Source organism: uncultured Nostoc sp. (assembly GCF_964245575.1).
Lineage (GTDB): Bacteria > Cyanobacteriota > Cyanobacteriia > Cyanobacteriales > Nostocaceae > Nostoc.
On record NZ_CAXTNP010000112.1, the window covers coordinates 1 to 23,518 of the forward strand.

The 23,518-nt window shown below is 42.9% G+C and carries 21 protein-coding genes and 1 tRNA gene; 9 read left to right on the forward strand and 13 right to left on the reverse strand.

What is annotated here, in order from left to right; all coding sequences use genetic code 11:
* Positions 1-136 precede the first annotated feature (136 nt).
* On the reverse strand, positions 137-1,216 hold the full coding sequence (gene fba / locus ACFFAP_RS18600) for a class II fructose-bisphosphate aldolase (RefSeq protein ID WP_100898838.1): 1,080 nt from the start codon (positions 1,214-1,216) through the stop codon (positions 137-139).
* A 220-nt stretch (positions 1,217-1,436) separates the two neighbouring features.
* Between fba and ACFFAP_RS18605 the strand changes: the two genes are divergently transcribed.
* Positions 1,437-1,565, forward strand: coding sequence for a hypothetical protein (locus ACFFAP_RS18605; protein WP_375512586.1), 129 nt, complete (start codon positions 1,437-1,439; stop codon positions 1,563-1,565).
* A 127-nt stretch (positions 1,566-1,692) separates the two neighbouring features.
* Here the strand turns inward: ACFFAP_RS18605 and ACFFAP_RS18610 are convergent, their stop codons facing one another.
* The 5 genes from ACFFAP_RS18610 to ACFFAP_RS18630 all read right to left on the reverse strand — a co-directional run bounded on the left by ACFFAP_RS18610 (position 1,693) and on the right by ACFFAP_RS18630 (position 6,056).
* Entirely contained in the window at positions 1,693-3,006 is a 1,314-nt protein-coding gene (locus tag ACFFAP_RS18610; RefSeq protein ID WP_375512587.1) for a sensor histidine kinase, read from the reverse strand.
* A gap of 564 nt (positions 3,007-3,570) precedes the next feature.
* Positions 3,571-3,642, reverse strand: a tRNA-Lys gene (locus tag ACFFAP_RS18615).
* 61 nt (positions 3,643-3,703) lie between these two features.
* Positions 3,704-4,573 carry an aldose epimerase gene (locus ACFFAP_RS18620; protein ID WP_375512588.1) on the reverse strand — a complete coding sequence of 290 codons (870 nt, stop codon included), beginning with the start codon at positions 4,571-4,573 and terminating at the stop codon, positions 3,704-3,706.
* A gap of 124 nt (positions 4,574-4,697) precedes the next feature.
* Complete coding sequence (gene pdhA, locus ACFFAP_RS18625; RefSeq protein WP_375512589.1) at positions 4,698-5,732, reverse strand: pyruvate dehydrogenase (acetyl-transferring) E1 component subunit alpha; 1,035 nt, start codon at positions 5,730-5,732, stop codon at positions 4,698-4,700.
* Positions 5,733-5,906: 174 nt separating this feature from the next.
* The gene (locus ACFFAP_RS18630) at positions 5,907-6,056 is read right to left on the reverse strand and encodes a hypothetical protein (RefSeq protein WP_375512590.1); all 150 of its coding nucleotides are present in this window, start codon (positions 6,054-6,056) and stop codon (positions 5,907-5,909) included.
* A 717-nt stretch (positions 6,057-6,773) separates the two neighbouring features.
* Between ACFFAP_RS18630 and ACFFAP_RS18635 the strand changes: the two genes are divergently transcribed.
* Positions 6,774-9,080: an IMS domain-containing protein gene (locus ACFFAP_RS18635; RefSeq protein ID WP_375512591.1), complete on the forward strand. Its 2,307-nt coding sequence runs from the start codon at positions 6,774-6,776 to the stop codon at positions 9,078-9,080.
* 252 nt (positions 9,081-9,332) lie between these two features.
* On the opposite strand, the gene dhaL is transcribed toward ACFFAP_RS18635, so the two are convergent.
* The 3 genes from dhaL to ACFFAP_RS18650 all read right to left on the reverse strand — a co-directional run bounded on the left by dhaL (position 9,333) and on the right by ACFFAP_RS18650 (position 12,431).
* On the reverse strand, positions 9,333-9,971 hold the full coding sequence (gene dhaL / locus ACFFAP_RS18640; protein ID WP_375512592.1) for a dihydroxyacetone kinase subunit DhaL: 639 nt from the start codon (positions 9,969-9,971) through the stop codon (positions 9,333-9,335).
* A 27-nt stretch (positions 9,972-9,998) separates the two neighbouring features.
* Complete coding sequence (dhaK, locus tag ACFFAP_RS18645) at positions 9,999-11,072, reverse strand: dihydroxyacetone kinase subunit DhaK (protein ID WP_375512593.1); 1,074 nt, start codon at positions 11,070-11,072, stop codon at positions 9,999-10,001.
* Positions 11,073-11,555: 483 nt separating this feature from the next.
* Positions 11,556-12,431, reverse strand: a complete 876-nt coding sequence (locus ACFFAP_RS18650) for an MBL fold metallo-hydrolase (protein ID WP_375512594.1) — start codon at positions 12,429-12,431, stop codon at positions 11,556-11,558.
* Positions 12,432-12,737: 306 nt separating this feature from the next.
* On the opposite strand from ACFFAP_RS18650, the gene ACFFAP_RS18655 reads away from it, so the two are divergent.
* Positions 12,738-12,941, forward strand: coding sequence for a type II toxin-antitoxin system HicB family antitoxin (locus ACFFAP_RS18655; protein WP_375512595.1), 204 nt, complete (start codon positions 12,738-12,740; stop codon positions 12,939-12,941).
* A 17-nt stretch (positions 12,942-12,958) separates the two neighbouring features.
* On the opposite strand, the gene ACFFAP_RS18660 is transcribed toward ACFFAP_RS18655, so the two are convergent.
* From ACFFAP_RS18660 to ACFFAP_RS18675, 4 genes are all read right to left on the reverse strand, one after another.
* Entirely contained in the window at positions 12,959-13,177 is a 219-nt protein-coding gene (locus tag ACFFAP_RS18660; protein ID WP_375512596.1) for a type II toxin-antitoxin system HicA family toxin, read from the reverse strand.
* A complete protein-coding gene (locus ACFFAP_RS18665; RefSeq protein WP_375512597.1) occupies positions 13,177-13,419 on the reverse strand; it encodes a type II toxin-antitoxin system HicB family antitoxin in 243 nt (80 codons plus the stop codon). The genes ACFFAP_RS18660 and ACFFAP_RS18665 overlap by 1 nt, the downstream gene beginning before the upstream one ends.
* A 143-nt stretch (positions 13,420-13,562) precedes the next feature.
* Entirely contained in the window at positions 13,563-14,516 is a 954-nt protein-coding gene (locus ACFFAP_RS18670; RefSeq protein WP_375512598.1) for a heme o synthase, read from the reverse strand.
* A gap of 260 nt (positions 14,517-14,776) precedes the next feature.
* Complete coding sequence (locus ACFFAP_RS18675) at positions 14,777-15,712, reverse strand: heme A synthase (protein WP_375512599.1); 936 nt, start codon at positions 15,710-15,712, stop codon at positions 14,777-14,779.
* A gap of 404 nt (positions 15,713-16,116) precedes the next feature.
* Between ACFFAP_RS18675 and ACFFAP_RS18680 the strand changes: the two genes are divergently transcribed.
* From ACFFAP_RS18680 to ACFFAP_RS18705, 6 genes are all read left to right on the forward strand, one after another.
* Positions 16,117-17,199, forward strand: coding sequence for a cytochrome c oxidase subunit II (locus ACFFAP_RS18680; RefSeq protein ID WP_375512600.1), 1,083 nt, complete (start codon positions 16,117-16,119; stop codon positions 17,197-17,199).
* A 123-nt stretch (positions 17,200-17,322) separates the two neighbouring features.
* A complete protein-coding gene (gene ctaD, locus ACFFAP_RS18685; protein ID WP_375512601.1) occupies positions 17,323-19,059 on the forward strand; it encodes a cytochrome c oxidase subunit I in 1,737 nt (578 codons plus the stop codon).
* Positions 19,060-19,180: 121 nt separating this feature from the next.
* Positions 19,181-19,807: a heme-copper oxidase subunit III gene (locus ACFFAP_RS18690; protein ID WP_375512602.1), complete on the forward strand. Its 627-nt coding sequence runs from the start codon at positions 19,181-19,183 to the stop codon at positions 19,805-19,807.
* A 1,087-nt stretch (positions 19,808-20,894) separates the two neighbouring features.
* A complete protein-coding gene (locus tag ACFFAP_RS18695; RefSeq protein WP_375512603.1) occupies positions 20,895-22,100 on the forward strand; it encodes a protein kinase in 1,206 nt (401 codons plus the stop codon).
* A 190-nt stretch (positions 22,101-22,290) separates the two neighbouring features.
* Positions 22,291-23,364 (forward strand): PstS family phosphate ABC transporter substrate-binding protein, encoded by a 1,074-nt coding sequence (locus ACFFAP_RS18700; protein WP_375512604.1) that lies wholly within the window; start codon positions 22,291-22,293, stop codon positions 23,362-23,364.
* A gap of 8 nt (positions 23,365-23,372) precedes the next feature.
* Complete coding sequence (locus tag ACFFAP_RS18705) at positions 23,373-23,510, forward strand: hypothetical protein (RefSeq protein WP_375512605.1); 138 nt, start codon at positions 23,373-23,375, stop codon at positions 23,508-23,510.
* Positions 23,511-23,518 lie beyond the last annotated feature (8 nt).

The following is a 23,518-nucleotide window of genomic DNA, read 5'->3' on the forward strand; positions in this document are numbered from 1 at the left end:
CCATTCCCCATTCCCCATTCCCAGCCTTTATGAATACAACAAAAAACCGGGTGGTTACCCGGTTTCTGCCAACATTAAAATTATCAGTTTTTTAGGAGCATAGCAGCACTATGCCCCTACTTATTTGTTGTCAAAATTAAACTTTAGCAGCTGCCTTGGTAACAACGTTGAGTTCACCTTTAGCATACTTAGCAGCAAAATCTTCCAAAGAAATTTGCTTAATCTTGCTGGCGTTGCCAGCTGTGCCAAATTGCTGATAGCGTTCAGCACAAACCTTCTGCATGTATGTAATAGAAGGCTTGAGGAAGTGACGGGGGTCAAATTCCTCTGGTTTTTTAGCCAAAGCTTCACGTACAGCAGCAGTAATAGCCAAACGGTTGTCGGTGTCAATATTTACTTTACGTACACCGCTCTTGATCCCTTTTTGGATTTCTTCTACAGGTACACCGTAGGTTTCAGGAATTGCACCACCATACTGGTTAATTAGCGCCAGTAAATCTTCTGGTACAGAGGATGAACCATGCATTACCAAGTGGGTGTTGGGCAAACGGCGGTGAATTTCTTCAATGCGGCTGATTGCCAAAATTTCCCCAGTCGGCTTGCGGGTAAACTTGTAAGCACCGTGGCTTGTGCCAATGGCAACAGCCAAAGCATCTACTTGGGTTGCTTCTACGAAGTCAACAGCTTCATCGGGGTCGGTTAGCAGTTGCGAGTGGTCGAGTGTACCCTCAAACCCGTGACCATCTTCAGCTTCACCAGCACCAGTTTCTAGAGAACCCAAACAACCGAGTTCGCCTTCAACGCTGACACCTAGAGCATGAGCTACATTTACAACTTCGCGGGTAACATTAACGTTGTACTCGAAGCTAGCGGGGGTCTTAGCATCAGCTTCTAAAGAACCATCCATCATCACGCTGGTGAAGTTGTTCTTAATTGCTGAGTAGCAGGTAGCAGGCGCATTACCATGATCTTGGTGCATGACAATGGGAATGTGAGGATAGGTTTCTACTGCTGCCAAAATCAAGTGGCGGAGAAAGTTTTCTCCTGCATAATTACGAGCGCCGCGTGAAGCTTGTAAAATTACGGGGCTATCTGTCTCGACAGCAGCCTTCAGGATCGCCTGAATCTGCTCCAAATTGTTAACGTTGAAAGCTGGGATGCCGTAACCGTTTTCAGCTGCATGATCCAACAGCAGCCGCAGTGGTACAAGCGCCATAGATAGTCCTCCTAATGTGGTTGTCAGCTAGTCGGTGTGAGAGAAGCGTAATTATTACGCTAAATCTTAAGAGTTTTTTCAACTTATAGGAAATTATAACTAGTGTCGTGTGTCTATGTTGAAAAAGTTTACGCCATCGTTCATAAACATGCCTGTTCATAAACATGCCTTATATTTCACCTATTCTACTGTATGGTAAGTTACGCCACGTTTAAAGGCTTTGGTAACTCTGTATCCTAGATTGCTCACTAAAGGCGATCGCCTACAACGGTTGGGAACACTTTTGTGCGAAGACGCTACGCAAGTGCGATCGCACTTAAACCATCTGCAAAATCTCAATTCAAATTAAAAGCAATCGCATTTCCTAAACGCCTAAATGAATGATCAGCGATCGCTCTTTATAAGTATTCAAATTCAGTAGACCGAAAAGTTTTGCACTAAAGTAAGATTAGATACCTAAATTTATGAAACATTGTTTAAACAGTCTGTCGAATCGGGATCTCAATCACAAACTCGGTTTCCTGACTGGGTATGGAATGGCACCGCAATGAGCCATTATGCTTCTCAGTCACAATCTGGTAGCTGATAGACAACCCCAATCCAGTCCCCTTGCCAACTGGCTTAGTGGTAAAGAATGGGTCAAATAATTGTTCTTGAGCGATTTTTGGGATACCTTGACCGTTATCTGCAATCCGAATCTGTACCTGATGTGAATCAAGCATTTGAGTAAAAATCCGAATTTGACTGGGCTGTTGCTCAATTTCCTCAAAAGTGAGCTTTTGGTCTCGTTCTTCAAGGGCATCGATTGCATTGCAAATGATATTCATAAATACCTGGTTCAGTTGAGAAGCTTTGCACTCAACCAACGGCAGGTTGCCATAATTCTTAACCACTTTAATTTCGCGGTCAGACTTGCCTTTCAGGCGATGCTGCAAAATCATCAGCGTACTATCAATGCCCTCATGGATGTTCACCTGTTTGATCTCAGCTTCGTCCATACGGGAGAAGTTCCGTAAAGATCCCACAATCGTTTGAATCCGGACTGCTCCAACTTCCATTGAGGAAAGTAACTTGGGCAAATCTTCTAGCAGGAAATCTAGGTCGATCTCCTTGCTTTTCTGCTGGATTTCCGTCACTGGCGTGGGATAATGCTTTTGATACAACCGCAGCAGTTTTAATAGGTCTTGAGTATACTCATTGGCAGGCATGAGGTTGGCATAGATGAAGTTCACTGGGTTATTAATTTCATGCGCTACCCCAGCGACTAACTGCCCTAAACTAGACATTTTCTCATTTTGCACTAGCTGAGTCTGCATTCGCTTCAGTTCAAGTAAGGTACTTTCCAGCTCAATTGCTTTCTGACGCAGTTGAGCTTCTGACTCTCGCAAGGCTTTTTCAACTTGTTTACTATGACTGATATTACGAGCAATTTTGGAGATACCAATGATTGTACCTATCGAATTTTTAATTGGAGAAATTGTCAGTGAGATATCAATCAGTGTCCCATCTTTGTGTTGACGCACGGTTTCAAAGTGTTCAACTCGTTCTCCTTGCCTCAATTTCTGAATAATTTGGGCTTCCTCGTTGATGCGATCAGTAGGAATAAGTATTGTCCCATGTTGACCAAGTACTTCTTTTTCCTTATAGCCAAATATTCTTTCTGCGCCAAGATTCCAGCTAACAATCACTCCATCTAAGGTTTTGCTGATAATAGCATCCTCAGAGGACTCCACAATTGCTGCTAGGCGAAACAAAGCTTCTTGGGCTTGCTCGTTTATCAAGTTTCCCATACTAGTTTACTACCTAAATTAATAAATAAAGGGCATACCCAAATTTTTGACTATTGTGCATTCTAAATACTCTTTTTTTTGTTCCTATAAAAGGAAAAGAGTCAGCCTTACACAACTTTAATTAGTATTCCCTTAAGTATTAAAGGATTAACATTTAAGTTTTTCTGATTTTTGTATAGTATACTTATATACAAAATTTGGGTTTTTAAGCCATATTTAACAGCCAACATCAGTAAATATGCATTCTGAGTTTCCAGACCTGCTAAGGAAATAAAAGCTTTTTACTCAAATTCGCCTGCATCTGTCTGTTACTTCCAATTGAAAAGCTCAAATTCAGTTATTCACATTCAGCCCGCCCTAAAGTAGCCGTAAAATTACTGAAATAGGCTGAAAACTTAGTAATTTAAATTAATCTGTAATCTTTCTTTTATCTTCAGCGAAAAGCGATCGCTCATCTGATTTTTTATTCCCCAGAGCGATCGCATTCACAAAATTTTACTAACAATAAAACTCGCCTCTGCGCTCATCTCAAAAGCTTCAGCGAGTATTTTTTAAACTTTTATATGGGTCGCCCGGGATTCGAACCCGGAACTAATCGGTTAAAAGCCGAGTACTCTACCGTTGAGTTAGCGACCCTTTCGCTGCATTTCGCAACTTTGCCATCATAGCATAGATATCTGTAGATTTGTAAAGGGGTTTAGAAAAAATTAGCGGTCAACCTTATAGATGCTGTATGGCTAGCTCCTGGTGCTAACACAGTCAGGTTATCACCAGTATTGAGAGAGTTACGGGTGGCACTCCACGGTTCTAGACAGTAGAATTCTTTGCCTTTGACTGTCCAAAATACCAGCCAAGTAGAGAAATCATCATAATCCAAAGTGAGTTTTAACTTCCGGCTGCGATCTATAGCAGTGGCTGATTGACTCGTTAACTGTCCAAAGGCAAAATCAATTTCATCACGGTTAAAGTCAAAATTGCCGTCAAAAGAGTGAATTTCCTTAGTTTGATTGTCTTGATACTGCTTAGAGGGAATTTCAAACTCTAACTGAGTTTTATCACCACACAGAAAGTAGGGATGGAAACCGGCCGAAAAAGGCATTGGTGTGGATGACAAGTTTTTATACTGCTGGCGAACTTCTAGGGTATTACCTTGAAGTTCGTAGGTGAAAGCCAGCTGAAAATCAAAAGGATAAACTGCCAAGGTTTGCTCATTGCTATCAAGAACAACAGTGAGACTAGCTTTATCTCCAGTTTTTTGTTCTGTTGCTGACCACGGCAATTCACGGGCAAAACCGTGTTGTTTAAGAGTATATTGTTGCCCGTTGTGAGTGTAAGTATTATCTGGTAGATTGCCACAAATAGGAAATAAAATTGGATTCCCACCTCTGACACTCAACTCAGGATGAGTAAAGCGTTCAGTGTCTAGATAGAAAATTTCTTGCCCTTGAATACGCCAACGGGTGATGATACCACCACGTTCTGGTACGACATCTAATTGAGAACCAGCGCCTTCGTCAGAAAGAATGTAGGTCTTGTACTGTTGCTTTTGAACTGCAATGCTAAACACAAATTTTAGTCCTGGGATTGGGGATTGGGGATTAGGGATTGAGGATTGGGGATTAGGGATTGGGGATTAGGGATTAAAATAACTCTTTCCCAGTCCCCAGTCCCCAGTCCCCAATCCCCAAAATTTATTCGTCTTCTGCAAACACGAAACGATATAACTCGCTGGGGTCTGGTTCAGGGCTGCTTTCGGCAAATTTAACCGCTTCGTCGATTACATCCTGAATTTTACGATCAATTGCTTTGATTTCTCTCTCATCCGCCAGGTTTTGCTCCAGCAAATAAGCTGCCAACTTCTTAATTGGGTCACGGGCGAACCAAAATTCTTTTTCCGCTTTGCTTCGCATTTCATCTGGGTCAGCCAAGGAGTGACCCCGGAAGCGGTAGGTAAGCGCCTCAATTAATGTTGGGCCTTCACCTGCGCGGGCACGGGCTACAGCTTCTTGGGCTACGGCTCGGACTGCCAGTACATCCATACCATCGACTTCCACACCCACCATGTTAAATACACTGGCTTTTTTATAAATCTCTGGCTGGGAAGTGGCTCGTTCGTGAGACATACCAATGGCCCACTTATTATTTTCGACTACAAAAAGAATTGGTAGTTTCCAGAGGGCTGCCATATTTAGCGTCTCGAAAAACTGACCATTGTTAGCTGCACCGTCGCCAAAAAAGCAAGCTGTCACTTGGTCAGCATTTTTATCTCCTAGCACTTCGCGGCGGTATTTGCTTTGAAAAGCCGCTCCAGCTGCCACAGGAATTCCCTCAGCCACAAAAGCGTAGCCACCCAGCAAGCGATGTTCGGCAGAAAACATGTGCATGGAACCACCGCGCCCTTTGCTGCAACCTGTGGCTTTGCCAAATAATTCTGCCATTACCTCTTTTGCTGGTACACCCGCACTCAGAGCATGAACGTGGTCGCGGTAAGTACTACAAACGTAATCTTCACCCGGTCGCATTGACTGCACAACACCACTGCAAACGGCTTCTTGACCGTTGTACAAATGGACAAAACCAAACATTTTGCCCCTGTAGTACATTTCAGCGCACTTGTCTTCAAACAAGCGTCCTAACACCATGTCCTCATACAACCGTAATCCTTCTTCCTTAGTAATGTGCGTAGTAGCAGGATTAAATGTGGGTAAAGTACGCTCTTGAACCATTATTTTTGAGTATCCCTGTTGTACTTAAACTTACGGTCTTAAATAAGTTGGTCTGATAACACCTCAGCTTTTAACAGGCTAGCGTTTGCAAGACTCAACAATCAAACTTTATTTATGCACCAAAAAAGGGTCTTAGGGAATAGCTGAATTTTTAATTTTTTGATTTTTAACTTTTCAGCCCATGTCCCGTGAGGATTTGACTCTAAGGGCAACATCTGCCGCTTTGAGTTTTTCTCTTTCACGGAAACAGTGCTGAGTACCGTTAGCGATAGCGAGGCGTTGAGCCAGTGCTGAGTAAAAAGTAAAATTAGACCGATTAGGCATCAAATCAGTTACGAGTAGTAAGTACTGAGTGAAAAGATTCACAAGTACTACGTCTTACTCATTACTTCTTACTCAGAACTCAGCACTCAGTACTCCTAAATATTCCCCTTCATAGACTAGCAATCAACATAGACTGCTTTCTGCATATTCATTAACAATTTAAAAAAAAGGGGGCAAAAATCTATATCCCCAAATAGGTAATTGTAATTAAAGATAAATTATGATATTATTTTTTCTCTAGTTATCAGGGTAATACCTCCAATAGTGGTATTTTATTGACCTCATAGTACAGGTCTTTGGAAATTAACCTACTATTTCATTACAGCCAGAAAGCCCAAAATTAAAGCATGAGTGACTTTTGACTTCCGCCTTGCGGTACTAGTGGGAAAGTCCCGAAAAAATCAATCATCAATCGATTCTTGCAACCACAACAATTATGCCGTGATTAAAAGCGGTAGTTGTGGTTTGTGCTATCGAAGGCTGATAATAGTTGTGTTAAACAAAAATACTAAGAATTAAGACAAACAATTGAGGCTTTTTAGGCGAAAGCAAAAAATTAGTACTAGAATGTGACTCAAAATTTCGGGAAGGTACAACACAAGTTGTTGCAATATACACTTGTAGAGTAAATTCTATACGGCATTGTTATGGCACGGTTTTACAGGCCTGGAACGCTCTAGGTGAATTATGTTGATCACGGTGCAGGGGAAGTAGGCTGTGCGAATTCCGCTAGATTACTACCGAATTTTAGGACTACCGTTGGCGGCAAGTGATGAACAATTGCGGCAGGCATATAGCGATCGCATTGTACAATTGCCCCGACGTGAGTATTCTCAGGCAGCAATTTCTTCTCGTAAACAACTCATAGAAGAAGCTTACGTGGTTTTATCAGATCCAAAACAACGCAGTACCTACGATCATCTCTATCTTGCCCACGCCTATGACCCTGATAACCTTGCTGCTGCCGCAGTAGCAAAGGAAAATCGTCCAGAAAGCACCAAAAGGGGTAGCGACACCCAGAGTCTGGGCATCGAAATTAGCCAAGACGAATTAGTTGGCGCTTTATTAATTTTGCAAGAGTTGGGCGAATACGAGCTTGTATTGAAACTAGGTCGTCCATACCTGATAAATAAAAATGGTGCTAAAAGTGTAAGAAAAAGTAATAATTTAGCAGACGAAGAAATATACGAAAGCGCTGAACATCCAGATGTTATTCTTACTGTTGCCCTGGCTTGTCTCGAATTAGGTCGTGAACAGTGGCAGCAAGGTCACTACGAAAATGCCGCCATATCCCTAGAAACTGGTCAAGAACTACTAGTACGTGAAGGGTTGTTCACCACTGTACAGGCAGAAATTCAGGCGGATCTTTACAAATTGCGACCATATCGAATTTTGGAGTTGTTAGCGCTACCTCAAGAAAAAACTGCCGAACGACGCCAAGGCTTGGAATTATTGCAAACCCTTTTAGAAGATCGTGGTGGCATTGATGGCACGAACAATGATGAATCTGGTTTAAATATAGATGATTTTCTGCGATTTATCCAGCAGTTACGCAACCACTTAACAGTCGCAGAACAGCACAAGTTATTTGAAGCTCAAAGCAAACGTCCTTCTGCTGTTGCCACTTACTTGGCTGTTTATGCCTTGATAGCACGGGGATTTGCTCAACGGCAACCTGCTTTAATTCGTCAAGCAAGGCAAATGCTTATCCGTTTGGGCAAGCGCCAAGATGTACATTTAGAACAGTCGCTATGTGCATTACTCTTGGGACAAACTGAAGAAGCAACTCGTGTTTTAGAACTTAGTCAGGAGTACGAAGCTTTAGCTTTTATTCGGGAAAAATCTCAAGACTCTCCAGATTTGTTACCGGGGCTGTGTCTTTATGCAGAAGAGTGGTTGCAACACGAAGTATTTCCCCATTTTAGAGATTTAGCCAACCAGCAAGCTTTTCTAAAAGATTACTTTGCTAACCAACAGGTGCAAGCTTATTTAGAAGCACTGCCAACGGATGCAGAAACAACTAATGAATGGGCTGTAATTAACCCTCAGTATTTTCCTCAGCCCAAGACAAATAATCCTCCTTTCCACAACAATTCAACTAGGACTTCAGAGCAATTTAATTACAGCAGAACACCTGACCCAGATTTGCCAAAAACCTCAAGAAAAGAAACGTCTGAATATCCAAACTTATCACCACCTATGTGGAATTCATCTGCAAGTGTAAAATCAGATGTTCCTGCTGCTGAACGGATGAGTAGAGGCACTAATCAGCATTTAAACGGTTCAGCTAAAAGTGCTACGCCCGGTCATAAACAAAAGCGTAGGCAAAGAAAACCTACTCCATCTGCTAGCCGAGAGCGTCTACCAGATAATCGTCCTCAGTCTCGTCGTCCCCGGCGGCGGCGAACTTTTGCTAACACTATCGAAGGAAAAACACGGCTGGTCTGGAGAGTGTTTATTTCTTTGGTGAGTCTATTAGTTCTCTGGGTGGTAGCCACAACAACTTTTGGATGGTTAAAAAATCTGTTTTTTCCTACACCACCTGTACGTGATTCAGAGTTGTTTGTAGAGATAAATCAACCACCAATATCTATTCCTGATCCAAATAGTAAACCAGAATCAGCACAAGGCCCTCTAACAAATGCAATCGCAGAGGAAGTCATTCAGATTTGGCTATCTACCAAAGCTGAAGCTTTCGGGCCGAATCATGAGATTAATAATTTAGAGCAGATTTTAACTGGTTCAGCTTTGTCTCAATCGCGCCAGACTGGTGAACAGTATAGGTCAGAAAATAGCTACTACAAGTACGACCATAGTCTGAAGATAGAATCTATAGATAAAAGTGATTTATTTGCAGATCGTGCCGTGGTGAAAGCTATGGTTAAGGAAGCGAAGCAGTTATATGAAAATGGTCAGTTTCAAAAGTCTTTTAGCGAGAATTTGCGAGTTCAATATGATTTGATTCGAGAACAAGGTAAATGGCGCATCCAGAGTATATCTGCTGTCAATCAGATAATTAGATAAGTTTGAATTTTTAGGCGATGTCTACGATAAACTCCCTTACGACGAAGTGGGTGATCCCAATTTCCTAAGAAGAGTGATTCTGATTCTTTGAACTTTTGAGCAGCAAAAGCCGCGCAAGAGAGTTCTCTCTGGATTCTGAATTATTCAATACTTTTGAATGGGTCGAATGCGTGAATGCGTGACTTCCGCCTTGCGGTACTAGCTTGTGGAAACGTTTGTAGTGAGCCATTTATCCCTTTGATACAGCCAGCGTTATTCCCCAGAACTTTCCAACACCCATAACAAACTTTTCAACATCAAATAAGCAGAAGTCCCTCCTGGATCTAGATGTCCGATACTCCGTTCTCCCAGGTAGCTAGCCCGTCCCTTTCTCGCCTGCATGGGTATAGTTTCTTGCAACCCCCTTTGGGCTGCTGCTACAGCCTGTTGCATAGCTTCTAGCGTTTCCTTACTTTCTGCTACAGCTTGCCCAAAAGCGGCTACAGCCGGAGATAGCACATCCAACATTGTTTTATCTCCTAGTTGCGCTTTGCCACGTTGCAGCACGCCGTCTAAGCCTGCTTGGAGTAGCCCTAACACATCTTGTTCTGTTAATTCTTGCTTACCAACGACTGCTGTACTGGCTCGCAAAAACCAGGTGCCATAAAGAGGGCCACTAGCACCGCCAATGGAAGAAATCAAGGTCATACTGACGGTTTTGAGAATGTTGCTGATGTCCTTGTCTGTAAGAATTGGTAACTGAGCGCTTACCTTTTTGAAGCCGCGATCCATATTGATCCCGTGGTCAGCATCTCCGATCGCAGCATCTAATTCTGTCAAATATGCTTTATTTTCCTCTATCTCGGCTGCAAATGCGTGCAACCATTGTAATATCTGCGCCTGACTCACCATATCAAAATAATTCGTAATTCATAATTATCAAATTCCCCAGTGCCAACTTGGCGTTTTTACTGGTGCATCCCATAGCCGGATCATCTCATCATCTAATTTCAGCAGGGTAATGGAGCAACCTTGCATTTCTAGAGATGTAATGTAAGGCCCAATCAAGTTTCGCACAATTTGCAATCCTTGCTGTTCGCAGATTTGGGCGAGTTTGCGGTAAACAATATACAGTTCGGAAACCGGAGTGCCACCCATACTATTGACAAAAGCTAATAAGCGATCGCCTTTGGCAAATGGTAGATTTATCAGTTCTACATCTACCCATTCTCCCTTGTTTTCATCCCACTCGCGCAGTGTGCGGCTGTATGCTGCATCTTCAAGGAGCGATCGCGTTAAAATTTCGGTGATTTCATCTACTGATTTGATTGCTGTACGTTCTGTTCCTGGTTCCCCGTGGATACCGATACCTAATTCAATTTCGCGATCGCTCAATTCAAATGTTGGGGTTCCATTAGCGGGGACTGTACAAGATGTTAGAGCAATTCCCATACTCCGCCCATTCAGATTTACTCGGCGACATAAATTTGCTAATTGTGGCAAATCATACCCCATCTCTGCGGCTGCACCACAAATTTTTTCCGCCAGTATTGTTGTTCCTACACCCCGCCGTCCTTGGGTATAGAGGCTATCCTTGACTGCTACATCGTCATCAATCAAAATATTTAGCGATCGAATGCCTTCACTACGGGCTAACTCTGTTGCCATCTCAAAGTTCATGACATCGCCACTGTAATTTTTGACGATATAAAGGATACCAGAGCCTCCATCTACTTGTTTGGCTGCTTCTAGCATTTGGTCAGGAGTAGGTGAAGTGAAAACCTCGCCAGGACAAGCTGCATCAAGCATTCCTCTGCCTACGAAGCCAGCGTGCATTGGTTCATGTCCACTGCCACCACCAGAAATAATTGCTACTTTACCCGGAATAGGTGCATTGGCTCGATAGACAAAAGTTGGATGGTAGTTCAGTTTAATTAAATCGGAATGAGCCGCCGCCATACCTTCTAGACTTTCCCGCACAAAGTCTTCTGGCTTGTTGATCAGCTTTTTCATAATCCGTGTTTGGTTAAAAGGGTGTTAAAATCCAGGTTATAGCGATCGCTGGTTTGTATGCAATATAACCTCTCTCTAAATCTTTCTCCTTAAAGCCTACCGTGTAAACACAAGTCTTTTAGAGTGCAGTGGCTCCCCAGACTTTTAATCTCCCCAACCCCTCTCGAAAAGCAAAGCTGTTTCATTCCCTCAAAAGCTCAAAAAAGACTTGTGTTCTGAATGAAAGTACTTGTGTTCTGAATGAAAAGACTTGTGTTCTGAATGAAAAGACTTGTGTTCTGAACGAAAGTACTTGTGTTCTGAACGAAAGTACTTGTGTTCTGAACGAAAGTACTTGTATTCTGAACGAAAGTACTTGTGTGTACACCGTAGCCTTAAAGGAGAGAGACTTTGAATTTTCCCCCTTCCCGTGTCGGGAAGGGGGTTAGGGGGTTAGGTTTTCGTGGGTTTTGCCATATAACCGAATAATTATGAATTATTTGGTCAATTCAAAGATTCCATCAACTCAATACACTTGTGCATCTGCTGGCGTATGGTTTCGCGATCAGCATGAAACCTTCGCCCATGACCTGGTAGCACCCACTCAAAAGAGTAATTAGCCAAGTTACGCATTGATTTAGTCTGTTCTGACCAAGAATACCAGCAGAAATCGCGGAATGCAGCCAGTTGATGCAAGCTTTCTGACCAAGCCAGATGATCGCCAGTGAACAGAAACTTATTTTTGTAGAGTAAAACAGTTTGTCCTTTGGTATGACCGGGAACTGGGATAATTAATAAATCTGGAGTCAAGGCAAATGGTTCAAAACCAGTTAGCTGTATTTCTACATTGCGAGTATCCGCAGTAATATCATCAGCATGGAGGATGCGATCGCATTGAAAATGCTCGGCAAATTTTTGATGATCTGCCACATCATCCTTATGAGTTAAGTACATATAACGAATTGGCCCCAGTTCTTCTAAACGCTTGACTAAAGGCGGCGTAAACCGGGGAGAATCCACCAAAATATTACCTTCTGGAAGCTGAATTAAATAGCTAGCAGCACCGTAAGATTTTTCAGAATGATAGCCGCAGTGGTAAACATTTTCCGCTACTAATATTGGAAACTTTTCTTGAGCTACTTTGATATCTTTTGGTTTATCAACTGTGCCAATAGAACTAGTAGGACAAGATAAAAGTGCTTCCAGTGCTGCTAATCTTTCCGCCTCATTCAATGGTTGATGATAAACAGCCGATTGGTCATCTACATCATAAAATACTTCAGGAGCCATCCAGCGACAGGTATCACAATCAATACAGGTAGTATCTACATAAAAATCGCCGTTGACATTTTGGGGACGACGCTGATTTAAATGAGCCATATTAATCCTTTTGTTTCCAGGTGCTTCCTGGAAAGCGATAAACCTTATATCACTACGCTAGCAAAAGTAACTTGAGACTGTAGCCGCCGCTAGAAATAAATCTGCTCAAAAATATAAAGACTCGTAAAACCCAGTAAGCAGAAAATGGGAAAACTGAACATAGACACTATCTGCTGATATATTCCTAAATATGCTTTACTGTTCTAATTCCAGTTGTTCAAATCCCTGATTAGAGATAGATAGGCGTAGACCATCGTAGACATTGCAGTTCCCGATTTAGAATAATTACATCCCAAAGGATAAGCTATGAAATGGCGCGTGATTCTTAAATCAGACCTAGAAACAGGCGATTGGGCTGTATGGTGTCCAGAGTTACCTGGCTGTACTTCAACAGGAGAAACTGAAGAAGAAGTTTTGGAAAATATTAAACAAGCAATTCAATTGTATTTACAGCCGGAATCAATTGAGTTAGCCCCTGGCGCGATCATACAAGAGATTATTGTCTCATGAGCGTTCAGGCATATAATTTATAACGCTTCCCACTCATCTCTGCTTACATTAGCTTGACGTAATATTCTATTTAATAAGCTTGGGCTGATGTCTCCCTGATGTGGATTGGGAATTGTCAGCTTTAATTCACCTTTCACCATGTATTGATGTTTACCACCTGGGTAAGGGCCATCAAAACCTGCATCTTTCAGATAACGAATCAGATCCGGCCGATTAATCGATCCAAAGGGTGGCATTAGGCGACCTTTTTGGAGAAATTCAGATCAACACCATCAAGTATCGGTAGAGTATGACCCAAACGCAATCCTAAAATAATCCATCCTTCAAGAGCATCTTGCAAATCTTCTCGGCAAGCTTCTAGTGTTGCAGCGTTTGCCCAAACTCCTTGACATTCTGGAATTTCGCTATAAAAAGTTCCATCCTCAAGCAACTCGTAAATTGCTTTGTGCAATGCTGTACGAATGTAATTTGTCAACATTTAGCTTTTTGATCAATTTGCCTATGACTGAAATTTTACTTTTAATCGCAAATCCGCCAAATTCTAATTATTATGTATATTTTTTAATTTATGAAAATGCGATCGCGCCCTTTTACCAACGCGATCGCTAAATTTTGCATCCCCTAACCAATAAAATGCAGATGATTACTTACCGCACTAATTAGATTATGGGTAACGGGAAGACTATCAACTACCATCCCCAGACACAACAGCATCATGTAGGAGATGGAAAAGAGAAACAACTCTTTAGCTACAGCGCGATCTTCTGGATTTTGCAACAAACGCCAAGATTTGTGGATAAATAATCCTCCCAGAATTACAGCGATCGCAGCATAAAGAATTCCACTTGCACCCAAAGGATAAACCAATAACAGGGTTGCAACTACAGTGATCAGCGTATAGTACCAAATCTGCCGCACGGTTGCCGTATCACCTTCAATCACAGGTAGCATTGGTATCCCAACTTTTGCGTAATCGTCCCGAATCATCAGAGCTAAAGCCCAGAAATGGGGTGGTGTCCACAAAAAGACGATGGCAAAAATTAACCATGCTGACCAGCTTAATGTGCCCGTGACAGCAGCCCAACCCACTAACGCCGGAATTGCTCCAGCGGCCCCACCAATGACAATATTTTGGGTACTGTGGCGTTTCAGCCAGTGGGTATAAACCAGAATATAAAAAACGATGCCAGAGAAGGCTAGCAGCGCGGCTAACAGGTTGGCAAATACTGCCAAAAGTGTAAAGGAAATTGTCGCCAGTGCGATCGCAAAAATTAGAGCATCGCGCGGCTGCACCTTACCGGAAGGTATCGGACGATGGCGCGTCCGCTCCATGTCATAATCAATATCCCGGTCATAGACACAGTTAATCGTCTGGGCGCTTGCAGCCGCCAAGGTGCCACCAGTGAGAGTTACTAGCAACAGCAATGGATCTACTTCTCCCTTAGCAGCAATCCACATACTCCCAGCTGTAGTAATCAAAAGTAACGGAATAATCCGAGGCTTCGTCAGCTGGTAGTAACTTTGAATTACCTGTAGAAATGTTTCGTGGTGGCGAGAGACATTAGTCTCAATCATTTTGGCTCTGGTTCCTTATTTTTCAACAACTTATATGCAGCCCCCGCTCAAGCTGGCTCTTTCAGGCAAATCAAAACACAGATTTTCTGCACCTGCGTGGGTCGCAATACTCGCCGTTGCGGCTTTCATCGTTTAGTAGGGAGTGGGGAGCAGAGGAAGCAGGGGGAGCAGGAGGAGAAGAACTATTAATTATTGACCAATGCCCCATGCCCCATACCCAATACCCAATGCCTAATGCCCAATGCCTAATGCCCCATTCCCTATTCAGCACTCAGCACTCGTGACTCAGCACTAACTGAGTCACGCAGTGCGAGAACTGTGAAAGCCACCAAAGTACCCAGCAAAGCTGCTCCTATAGCTTGGTGAGAGACGGTGAGAGGCTCGACTTGGAGATGTAATTTGAAAGTGGCGAATCCCAACAAGATTTGTAAGATCAACAACCCACCAGCCATATTTGCCAGTCGCCGCAAGGCTGGATGTAGTGCTGGTGTCCGCCAACAGATAAATACCATTGCCAAGGTTGCCAAGGAAGGCGGCACCAAACCAGCAATATGGCTGTACATTACAGTACAAAGTTGAGAACCGCCGAGGCATTGGTGTAGCGCCCAGCGAGAACCTACCAAAGCACCTAGCAGACTTTGCAGGTAAACCAGAACAGCAGCAGTTAAACCGACCCAAGGCAACTTACCAACGGTTCCATTCCCCTGATAGGGGGTGAGTGCTGTACCGATAATCAGGAGAGTGGTAAAAAACAACAGCGCCGTTCCTAAGTGAGCGGTAACGATATCAAACCGCAACAGTTCGGTAACGGTGAGTCCCCCCAAGATACCTTGGAAGACAATTAAAAACAGGGCGAATGTGGATGCCCAAGGTAGCCATCTGGGTAAGAAACGACGATGCCACCAGGACAAGCCGAAGAGTGCGATCGCGCTTACACCAATTAAAGCTGCATCCAATCTGTGAAACCACTCCAAAAACACTTGGAGATTCATTTGCTTGGCTGGCACCAGTTCGCCATAGCATAAGGGCCAGTCTGGGCAAGCAAGTCCAGCATTCATCACGCGGGTGGCACTGCCTATTGCCATCAAAATTAAGGTGGCTATGCATATTTTCCACACCAAGCGACGAATCATTTCCTTGGGCTTTTGCTGCTGAAGCGCCGCTTCATTTTGTTGTTGTAGGACAAATTCGCTCATGAATGATACCTTCTGCCCGTTCTTGGTGGCTCTCTTAAAATTTTCAATTTTCTTTTAGCGTCCTATCTTCACCCTAGCGTATAGGCTAAGGTTTTATAGATTAGCACTCACTTATACTTTGAATCACTCTAGAAAGGTTTTGCCTGAAGCTTTAGGTATTTTTCAAGATGTCAAAAATTAATTAATCACAATTAATTTAAACATTCTAAATTTTTCCTTAAATTTTTTTACTGATTCACATCTATTTTTGGCGTTGTATGATAGTAAACTCATACTCAAAATTAATGAAATAGCCAAAAAAATTAATAAAAATTTCAGACCTTTGTCCCCTATGTCTGACAGCCTAGACTACCTTAGTAAGTGAGCAGCTTTAAGATAACGTAGTAAATTCAATTAAGTAAGCCGTGAAGATTCCAAGTTCAATCTGGACATTACTCATTGGCATCGTGCTAACGCTCGCCAGCCTTTGGTACGGTCAAAATCACGGACTGTTGCCAGCAGCAGCCACAGATGAAGCTGTATTGGTGGATGGTCTGTTCAACGCGATGATGGTCATTTCTACAGGTATATTCCTGCTCGTAGAAGGTATTTTAATTTACTCTGCATTTAAATACCGTCGGCGTGCAGGTGATAATGAAGACGGCCTACCAGTTGAGGGCAATGTACCTTTAGAAATTCTCTGGACGGCGATCCCAGCAATTATCGTTATCGGTATTTCTGTTTACAGCTTTGATGTCTACAACGAAATCGGTGGCTTTGATCCCCATGCTATCCATCAAGCGCCGATGAATCAGGAGTCGATGGCAATGCCTGGAAGTGCTATGGCAGCAACTTTAAACGATACTCCTCCCAGCACCGAACCCAACCTCAATCAAGAAAAATCTGATGAGGCAATGCAAGACCCAGCTACGGCAGAAGTTCGTAATGCTGACCAAATTCCCCAACTGCGGAATGCTCCTGGTGTCGGTAGTGTTGCTCCGACAATTGGGGGAACTCCTGATAAAGCAGGCAAACCAGCAGGATTACAGGTCAATGTCACTGGTCTACAATATGCCTGGATTTTCACCTATCCTGAAACTGGTATAACTACAGGTGAAATGCACGTCCCCATCGGGCGTGAAGTGGAAATCAATATGACAGCCAACGATGTCATCCACGCCTTCTGGGTGCCAGAGTTCCGCCTGAAACAAGATGCGATCCCTGGTAGGCAAAGTGAGATTCGTTTCACCCCCAGGAAAGCAGGAGATTATACCCTAATCTGTGCTGAACTTTGTGGCCCCTACCACGGTGCGATGAGAGCAACAGTAGTCGTTGAGCCAGAAGAAGCCTTTGACAAATGGGTGCAAGAACAACTAGTTGCCAGCAAAGAAACACTAAATCAAGCCGTTGCTGTTAACCCTGCGAATCTATCCCCAAATGAATTTCTCGCCCCTTACACCAAGGATATGGGAATTCAGCCAGAAATCCTCCATCAAGTTCACAAATAGTCATTGGTCATTAATCATTAGTCATTAGTCACTGGTCATTAGTACTTATACAAATGACAAAGGACAAAGGACAAGTGACAAAGGACAAGTGACAAAGGACAAGTGACAAAGGACAAATGACAAATGACCCAAGCTCAAGTGCAAGAAACTGCCAACGCCCCTGCTCTTGTTGAGGAGCCAGGGATGAGAAAATGGCAAGACTATTTTAGTTTCAACACCGACCATAAGGTGATTGGGATTCAATACCTAGTCACTACATTCATTTTTTACTGTATCGGTGGCGTGATGGCTGACTTGGTTCGTACAGAACTGCGAACCCCAGAAGTTGATTTCGTCACCCCAGAAGTTTACAACAGCTTATTTACGCTGCACGCCACGATCATGATTTTCTTGTGGATCGTGCCAGCTGGTGCGGGTTTTGCTAACTTCCTCATTCCTTTGATGATTGGGGCAAAGGATATGGCATTTCCGCGCTTGAATGCTGTTGCCTTTTGGATGATTCCCCCTGCGGGTTTATTGTTGATCGCTAGTTTAGTGGTAGGCGATGCACCGGATGCAGGTTGGACTTCCTACCCTCCCCTGAGCTTGGTAACAGGTCAAGTAGGTGAGGGAATTTGGATTATGAGCGTCCTCCTACTAGGTACGTCATCGATTTTAGGGGCAATCAATTTCCTCGTCACATTGCTCAGGATGCGTATTCCTGGTATGGGGGTTCACCAAATGCCCTTGTTCTGCTGGGCTATGTTTGCTACTTCAGCACTGACTCTGGTATCTACGCCAGTGTTAGCAGCAGGTCTAATTCTGCTGGCCTTTGACTTATTGGCAGGAACGACATTTTTTAACCCGACTGGGGGTGGCGACCCAGTGGTATACCAGCACATGTTCTGGTTTTACTCCCACCCAGCAGTTTACATTATGATTTTGCCCTTTTTTGGGGCAATTTCAGAAATTATCCCCGTGCATTCCCGCAAGCCGATTTTTGGCTATAAAGCGATCGCTTATTCCTCTCTTGCCATTAGCTTTCTGGGGCTAATTGTTTGGGCGCACCACATGTTTACCAGTGGTATCCCCGGTTGGCTGCGGATGTTCTTTATGATCACCACCATGATCATTGCCGTACCCACGGGAATTAAAATATTCAGTTGGTTAGCAACCATGTGGGGTGGGAAAATCCGGCTTAACAGTGCCATGCTGTTCGCAATGGGCTTTGTTGGCACCTTTGTGATTGGCGGGATCAGTGGCGTGATGTTGGCAGCAGTGCCCTTTGATATTCACGTTCACGATACCTATTTTGTGGTGGCACACTTGCACTACGTCCTGTTTGGTGGTAGCGTTCTCGGCATTTATGCGGCGATTTACCATTGGTTCCCGAAAATGACGGGACGGATGCTGAACGAATTTTGGGGTAAGGTTCACTTTGCCTTAACAATAGTTGGTCTAAATATGACCTTCTTACCTATGCACAAGCTGGGATTAATGGGCATGAACCGCCGTATCGCCCAGTATGACCCCAAATTTACCTTCCTCAACGAAATCTGCACTTATGGCGCTTACATACTAGCAGTTTCGACATTCCCCTTCATCATCAATGCCATTTGGAGTTGGTTATACGGCGAAAAAGCTAGTAATAATCCCTGGAGAGCATTGACCTTAGAGTGGATGACGACATCACCACCTGCGATCGAGAATTTTGATCAAACTCCAGTACTGGCTACAGGCCCCTACGACTACGGTTTGGAAAACGCTAAAGAAGGTGTACCTTTGTCTGATCCCAATCCAGTCTTATCTGCTGGCCCAAACTCAGTATTAAGAGCAGAACCCGACCCGGCAGTTGCTGCTAATCCTGAAGACCGGAAATAGAGTTAGGAGTGAAGAGTTATGAGTTATGAATGATGAGTTATGACAATTCCTAACTCCTAACTCCTAACTCCTAACTCCTAACTCTCACCCCCCATTCCCCATTCCCCACTTATCAAAATTCATGCAAAGTCAAACTATTGACCCAGCTAAAACTGAACTGAATCATCACCACGCGGCACAAGCGTCCGTCGGTCATCACGAAGAACATCCAGACCATCGTATGTTTGGGCTAATTGTCTTCCTGATTGCTGAAGGGATGATTTTTATGGGGTTGTTCGGAGCCTATTTGGCTTTCCGTGCTACCTTACCGGCATGGCCCCCAGCAGGTACCCCAGAGTTAGAACTATTGCTACCTGGAGTCAACACCATCAATCTAATTTCTAGTAGTTTTGTCATGCACAATGCCGATACTGCTATCAAAAAGAACGATGCGCGGGGTGCCCAGATTTGGTTAGCAATTACGGCTGCAATGGGTGCTATCTTCTTGGTGGGTCAAGTATATGAATATACCCATTTAGAATTTGGTTTAACTACCAATTTATTTGCTAGTGCATTTTACGTTTTGACTGGTTTCCACGGATTGCACGTTACTATTGGCGTTTTGGCAATTGTAGCCGTGTTGTGGCGATCGCGCGTACCGGGTCACTACAGTAACGAAAAGCACTTTGGCATTGAAGCAGCCGAAATCTACTGGCACTTCGTTGATGTAATTTGGATTATTTTGTTCGGATTACTGTATCTACTGTGAGTATTAATTATTAGTTGTTCATTCCACGCGGATAACTTAATAGGCCCCCTAGTGGGGGCTTTTTTCATTAATTAAATGCTGCTGTTGCAGCTAGCTGCCCTGAAATCACATTATTTTATCTCTTGGCTGGCAGCAAAATCTAAATTAAAACTGTTTCCAATACTGCTTTGTTAAAAAGATTTGTAAGTTGGGTTGTAGCAAGATCCCCGTAGGGGTACGAAGTGAAACCCAACAAATCTTTGAAAATGTTGGGTTCAGAAACGAAACCCAACCTACATTGCAGTTATTTTTTAGGCAAAACCTACGCAGTATTGAGACTGTTTCTAGAAGATTAAATATCTGGAAAGTTATCTAAAACGTTTTTTACTTTCTATAAAACAGTTGTATCCTTTACCTAGTAAGAGCTACAAAAAATATATTAAAATCAGCGTAGACTTATTCGACTATGAGTTTTGCTAAATGCAACTGAGTTATTGCAAGTAATATAGGCGCAAGTAAAAAGTAGGAAAGGTTGGAAAAGTTGGATGTTTTGTAAAAGCTATTGAATAACTAAAAAATTGACAAGTTACACCTATTTACCTCAAAATTCATCACTCGATATTTACCCCCAAGCTTACCTGCTCTTGCTGTTGTTCTTTTTGAGTTTTGCCAAACTTGCGTTGATATGACAAGTGATCGCCGTTAGTAATGGCTAAAATCTGGTAACACAATTCTGGTAGACACTCTAAGGATATTTGTGCCTTTAAATGCCACTGTTCCAGGTTTTGTCAGCAATCAGACCCAACATTTAAAATAAATATCCTGACGTCCTGAATGTTGTCGTCTGCCGGCAGTTATAACCACTGGGGACTAGTGTTAAATTTACTTAAGTGATAAAATTATAGAAATACTACAAAAGTAAATTTTTATATTAAGATACCCATAAAGGGATGAAATGAAGCAATCAAGCAGCTAATCATAAAACTGTTCAAAAGCATAGGTCGCCTGAGAAGCTGACTACCTCAAATACCAACAAATGTAGCGGCTAGTATTCATCACCTCACCCAAGCTCTAAATGGTAAGTAAATTAACGAGTAGTATACGCCACATGAGCCAGAACCCTCTAGTTAGAAAAAAACTCCGAAGTCGCTTTGAGACAGTCAAACTGTTAGAAAGCGGAGGATATGGTAATACTTACTTGTTATCAGGTGCTAGACGTAAAAAACATCAATACTCTCTGGCTAGAAAAACACTTCGGAATCGCTTTGAGATTGTCAAACACTTAGGAAGCGGGGGATCTGGTGATACCTACTTAGCCGTAGACCTAGATTTACCAGGACGGCCCCATTGTGTCGTCAAACATTTCCACCCAAAAGATACCAATCCTGCTGTTCTACCCATCGCTAAAAGCCTATTTGATCGAGAAGCGGAAGTTTTATACCAGCTAGGTAATGACCACGACCAAATTCCTAGACTATTTGCCCATTTTAATGAAGATGGAGATTTCTATTTAGTCCAAGAATTTATTGACGGTCATGCATTGACTCAAGAAATTGTACCAGGTCAGCGTCTTAGCGAGAATGCAGTCTTAAATTTATTAAAAGAGATCCTGGAAGTGCTGCGCTTCGTCCACCAAAATAACATTATTCACCGGGATATTAAGCCCCAAAATTTAATGCGGCGGCACTCGGATCAGAAGATTGTGCTAATTGACTTTGGGAGTATTAAGAAAATTGGTGCTTTAGGAGCAGGCTTAACAATTTCTGTTGGGACTCCTGGCTATATGCCAAGCGAACAGGCTAAAGGAAAGCCAAAACTTTGCAGCGATATCTATGCAGTAGGGATGATTGGTATTCAAGCTTTAACAGGTTTAATACCTGAGCAACTACAAGAAGATCCCAATACTGGAGAAGTTCTCTGGCGCGATCAGGCAGAGGTAAGTGACGCTCTGGCAAATATTTTAGATACAATGGTTTGCGATCGCTATAGCCAGCGTTACCAATCTGCCACAGAAGCTTTGCAAGCACTTAATTCTGATCTGGCGTTGTCAGAGTTTTTACAATCTACTGGCATAAACCAAAACACTGATGATAGCTATTTTATAAATTATAAAAATTTTCTTTTGCTGTTGGGAGTAGGGCTTGGTGCTATCACTAGTTTAATAGTACTAGTTTTAATCTATACATTTATTAATACAGGTACATCACCTCCAAACCAACCTACTCAATTAAAGAATTTTAGAGAAAAATTGGTTGAGCCACGGTTCAATAATATTAAGGTGAATCGCCAAGTAGCTAAATCAGTAGCTAACTGAGGAGTTAATAAAAGCAATCCCACCATTGCAAAGACTACCAATCGTAAATTGAGCCTTAATACATGAGAAAGACTTAATCATTTACCAGCAATCATAAAATCCGCTATTTACTAGCTTATTCCAGATTTGCTTTTCACCTAAATATTTATAGATTCCTGTAGGATAAATAGAATAAACAACATTAAAAGATATGGACAATACAAATCAAAGAAAAGCTTTAATTAACGGTGAAATAGGCCTGTTTCTTAGAGGTTTGATTATTGGTAAAGTGCTGACACTTATGGTTATTGGCGGACTGCTTTGGTGGTTACTTAAGCCGAATTTATTGTCCCGCAACAGCATTAATTCCTCTAATCAAAGTTCCAACACCGTCTCTAGTACTGCATCAACTTTTCAGACAGTTGCTGATGTCCCCAATGCCTCATTTAACTACGGAGGCAGTACAGCTTGGGCATCTATCCGGCAATTGGTAGATTCTCAGATCCAGAGCGATCGCCCGGAACTACAATTACGCTATGTAAACCCTGTTAATGGTAGCCCTGGTTCTAGCTCCGGCATTCGGATGTTGCTTGATGGGAAACTAGACTTTGCTCAATCCTCCCGTCCCCTTACAGATGAAGAACAAGCTATGGCAAAAGAGCGAGGCTTCACCCTTAAGGAACGTCAGGTGGGTATGGATGGCATAGCAGTGGTAGTCAATCCATCACTCAATGTGCCTGGTTTAACTGTTGACCAATTACAGCAGATTTATTTGGGGAAAATTACTAACTGGAATCAAGTAGGTGGGCCAAACCTAGCCATTACACCTTTGTCTCAACGACCAGAGGACGCAGATACAGTAATATTCTCTAGCAACAGCGACTTGAAAGGGCAAGCATTTGGCTCTAATGTGCAGTATGTCTACTCTACTACAGATGGAGTGCGCCAACTCAGTAAAACCCCTGGTGGTGTGTATTACGCTTCTGCTCGTTCAGTAGTCTTTCAATGTAGCGTGAAGGCTTTGCCATTGGGTCGGACTTCTGGTCAGCTAATTACCCCCTATCGGGAGCCGATGGTTTCGCCTGAACAGTGTCCACGTCAGCGCAACCAGCTAAATACTCAGGCGATCAAAAATGGCAGCTATCCGATGATTGCTAATTTGTCTGTGATTATTAAGCAGAATAAAGGTCGGGAACAGCAGATTGGAAATGCTTATGCCAATCTTTTATTAACTGACCAGGGGCAAAAGGCAATTCAGCAAGCTGGTTTCGTCGCGGTTCGTTAGGAGATTTGATGATGTTAGCGATAGCGATCGTACCAATTTACAGTAACACGAGTAAAAGCGATCGCACATCATTCGCCCACCAACGCCAGTGCTTGATTGATTATAGCGGTTCTCGCTTGAGTGAAATACAAAATGTGGGAGGATGAACAAAGTC

Bases quoted from the DNA above. Each gene is read 5' to 3' on its own strand.
- ACFFAP_RS18665 (WP_375512597.1), bottom strand. From the start codon at position 13,419: ATGTTGACAAATTACATTCGTACAGCATTGCACAAAGCAATTTACGAG.
- dhaL (WP_375512592.1), bottom strand. From the start codon at position 9,971: ATGGTGAGTCAGGCGCAGATATTACAATGGTTGCACGCATTTGCAGCC.
- ACFFAP_RS18610 (WP_375512587.1), bottom strand. From the start codon at position 3,006: ATGGGAAACTTGATAAACGAGCAAGCCCAAGAAGCTTTGTTTCGCCTA.
- ACFFAP_RS18660 (WP_375512596.1), bottom strand. From the start codon at position 13,177: ATGCCACCCTTTGGATCGATTAATCGGCCGGATCTGATTCGTTATCTG.
- ACFFAP_RS18675 (WP_375512599.1), bottom strand. From the start codon at position 15,712: ATGAGCGAATTTGTCCTACAACAACAAAATGAAGCGGCGCTTCAGCAG.
- ACFFAP_RS18700 (WP_375512604.1), top strand. From the start codon at position 22,291: ATGGACAATACAAATCAAAGAAAAGCTTTAATTAACGGTGAAATAGGC.
- ACFFAP_RS18655 (WP_375512595.1), top strand. From the start codon at position 12,738: ATGAAATGGCGCGTGATTCTTAAATCAGACCTAGAAACAGGCGATTGG.
- fba (WP_100898838.1), bottom strand. From the start codon at position 1,216: ATGGCGCTTGTACCACTGCGGCTGCTGTTGGATCATGCAGCTGAAAAC.
- ACFFAP_RS18705 (WP_375512605.1), top strand. From the start codon at position 23,373: ATGATGTTAGCGATAGCGATCGTACCAATTTACAGTAACACGAGTAAA.
- ctaD (WP_375512601.1), top strand. From the start codon at position 17,323: ATGACCCAAGCTCAAGTGCAAGAAACTGCCAACGCCCCTGCTCTTGTT.
- ACFFAP_RS18630 (WP_375512590.1), bottom strand. From the start codon at position 6,056: ATGCCTAATCGGTCTAATTTTACTTTTTACTCAGCACTGGCTCAACGC.
- dhaK (WP_375512593.1), bottom strand. From the start codon at position 11,072: ATGAAAAAGCTGATCAACAAGCCAGAAGACTTTGTGCGGGAAAGTCTA.
- ACFFAP_RS18670 (WP_375512598.1), bottom strand. From the start codon at position 14,516: ATGATTGAGACTAATGTCTCTCGCCACCACGAAACATTTCTACAGGTA.
- ACFFAP_RS18650 (WP_375512594.1), bottom strand. From the start codon at position 12,431: ATGGCTCATTTAAATCAGCGTCGTCCCCAAAATGTCAACGGCGATTTT.
- pdhA (WP_375512589.1), bottom strand. From the start codon at position 5,732: ATGGTTCAAGAGCGTACTTTACCCACATTTAATCCTGCTACTACGCAC.
- ACFFAP_RS18690 (WP_375512602.1), top strand. From the start codon at position 19,181: ATGCAAAGTCAAACTATTGACCCAGCTAAAACTGAACTGAATCATCAC.
- ACFFAP_RS18695 (WP_375512603.1), top strand. From the start codon at position 20,895: ATGAGCCAGAACCCTCTAGTTAGAAAAAAACTCCGAAGTCGCTTTGAG.